Here is a 2,381-nt window from a genome sequence, read left to right on the forward strand (position 1 = left end):
GGCCAACTGGTAGGATATAAAAATTAACAAAATTCAGTAACAATCCAGGGAGGGAACCCTCAGTGATGTCCTTTTTGAAAAATCAGTTGTCACGGCTGTTGGCCTTAGTTTTAGTAGTGACGATCGGTCTGACGGCCTGCGACAGCGGCACAGGACTCACCGGCAACTATAGCCAAGATACCCTGACTGTCATTGCAACCCTACGGGAGGCGATCGATTTACCCCAAGATGCCCCCAACCATCAGGAAGTCCAGGACACCGCCCGGGGTCAGATTAACGACTACATTTCTCGCTACCGTCGCAAAGGCGATGCTGGAGGGCTGAAATCCTTTACCACCATGCAAACCGCCCTCAACTCCCTGGCTGGATATTACACTTCCTACGGTGCCCGTCCCATTCCTGAAAAGCTGAAAAAACGTTTACAGCTAGAATTTACCCAAGCGGAAAGATCCATTGAACGGGGCGTGTGAACCATCCTGATTTGCCCCCCATTAGAGACCCCCAGTTAAAACTCGAAGCTCTCACCCATCGTTCCTATTGCAACGAACATCCTGGTACTCCTTCCTATGACCGGCTGGAGTTTCTGGGGGATGCGGTGTTGGGTTTTGTGGTGGGGCGCATTCTGTTTGAACGTTATCCCCACTTTACTGAGGCGGAATTAACCCGTCTGCGGTCCCAGTTGGTCAATCAAAATCAGTTGGCCTACCTGGCGAGGTTTTTAGACATTGCCCCGGAAATTCGCTTGAGCCAAAGCTTGGCTAGGGAAGATGGCCAATCTAGTCCCTCCATTCTGTCCGATGTCTTCGAGTCATTGTTGGGGGCGGCCCTCCTCGATGGGGGTTTACCAGCAGTGGAAGATTTCATTGCAGAACTATTCGTTCCCATCCTGGAACAGTGGGAAAAAAGCCAAGACGGGCGATCGCCAAAACCTGTGCCGACTATGGATGTGAAAAGCCTGCTCCAGCAGTGGGCTTTGGCCAAAACCAAACAATTGCCGGAATATGAACTAATTGACGCCAGTGGACCACCCCATGCCCGAGAATTTACCTTTACCGTCAAGGTGGCTGGAAAAATCCATGGTCAGGGCTCTGGCCCCAGTAAACAAATTGCTACCAAACAGGCGGCCCTAGAGGCGTTGAAAGGTTTGGGGCTATTGCAGTAAGCAAAGAAGGAAGAATCCACCATGGTGGGGAGGAGCTATGAAATACGCCTTAATCGAACTGGATTGGGCTGACATTGGTTGGATGTTGGGACTCCTGGGTACGGCGATCGCCCTTTTGCAGTGGCAGGGGCTGAATATGACGGGGCAGTTAATTTGGGCCGGGGGGCGCACCATCCTACAACTGATTGTGGTGGGCTATTTCCTGGCGGTGGTTTTTTCCCTCGATAATGCCTGGGCCGTGTTGCTGGTGTTGGCCATTATGTTGACCATTGCGGCCGTGGTGGCCAGAAATCGTATTAATCCCCGCAGTAAGTCCCTTTTTGGTTGGCTCTGGCTTTCCTTGGGGGCTAGTACGGCCATTAGTTTGGGTTACGCCCTGGTGGTGATTATCCAGCCACCCCAATGGTATTCCCCCCAGTATCTCATTCCCCTCACTGGGATGATTTTGGGACAAACTATGAATAGCGCTTCCTTGGCCGGTGAAAGGTTAGCCAGTGCTATCCAACAAAATCCCCGGGAAATTGAAACCCACCTTTGCTTGGGAGCCACTCCGGGCCAGGCGATCGCCAGTTATCGTAAGGCGGCCATCCGAGCCAGTCTGATTCCCACTGTGAACCAAATGATGGTGGTGGGCTTGGTCAGTTTGCCGGGAATGTTAACCGGACAGGTATTAGCCGGGGGCGATCCCCTCAATGCCTCGGTCTACCAAATTTTGATTATGTTCTTGATTTTATTGACCAATACTCTTAGTACCATTGCAGTTACCGCCACTGTTTACCGTCAGTATTTCAATCAATATCAACAACTGTTGGTGTAACCATGGATAGCCAGCTTTCTAAAAGCCAGTTGGCAAAATTTCAGTTTGCTCCTAAATTGATCCACTAAAGCGACTACAATTCTGGAAAACTCTCTAATTTTTCTCTAAATTTTGAGGGTATAGTTAACTGTGTAAGCACTCCCTAAGCCATCTTTGCAGCTAGCAAATTAACCAATACAACACTCTCGGCAGCCACAAAACTACTCGGTGGGAGTCAAATCCAATGGAGATAATGAATCTGCCGGTTCTCGCAACATAATTGTGTAAATTTCCGTAGGCATTTCAATCTGGGCAGAGGCCAATTTTTCCTTAACAGCTTGGGTAACAGTAGAGGTTACCTGCAAAAATGATTGTTGACGGGAATCAACCCAGAAGCGAACTTTTAAGTTAATTGTACTGGCT

General features: G+C 49.5%; 3 protein-coding genes and 1 pseudogene. 3 read left to right on the forward strand and 1 reads right to left on the reverse strand.

What is annotated here, in order from left to right:
* Positions 1-62: 62 nt before the first annotated feature.
* From psb27 to fetB, 3 genes are read left to right on the forward strand one after another with little or no spacing between them, the layout of a single operon-like run.
* A complete protein-coding gene (gene psb27, locus IQ219_RS19000; protein WP_338116569.1) occupies positions 63-470 on the forward strand; it encodes a photosystem II protein Psb27 in 408 nt (135 codons plus the stop codon).
* On the forward strand, positions 467-1,162 hold the full coding sequence (rnc, locus tag IQ219_RS19005) for a ribonuclease III (protein ID WP_194073648.1): 696 nt from the start codon (positions 467-469) through the stop codon (positions 1,160-1,162). The genes psb27 and rnc overlap by 4 nt, the downstream gene beginning before the upstream one ends.
* A gap of 37 nt (positions 1,163-1,199) precedes the next feature.
* Complete coding sequence (gene fetB, locus IQ219_RS19010; RefSeq protein ID WP_194073649.1) at positions 1,200-1,979, forward strand: iron export ABC transporter permease subunit FetB; 780 nt, start codon at positions 1,200-1,202, stop codon at positions 1,977-1,979.
* 200 nt (positions 1,980-2,179) lie between these two features.
* On the opposite strand, the pseudogene IQ219_RS19015 reads toward fetB, so the two are convergent.
* A pseudogene (locus IQ219_RS19015) lies at positions 2,180-2,381 on the reverse strand (hypothetical protein); the annotation flags it as partial.

This window comes from Synechocystis sp. LEGE 06083, from assembly GCF_015207725.1.
GTDB lineage: Bacteria > Cyanobacteriota > Cyanobacteriia > Cyanobacteriales > Microcystaceae > Synechocystis > Synechocystis salina.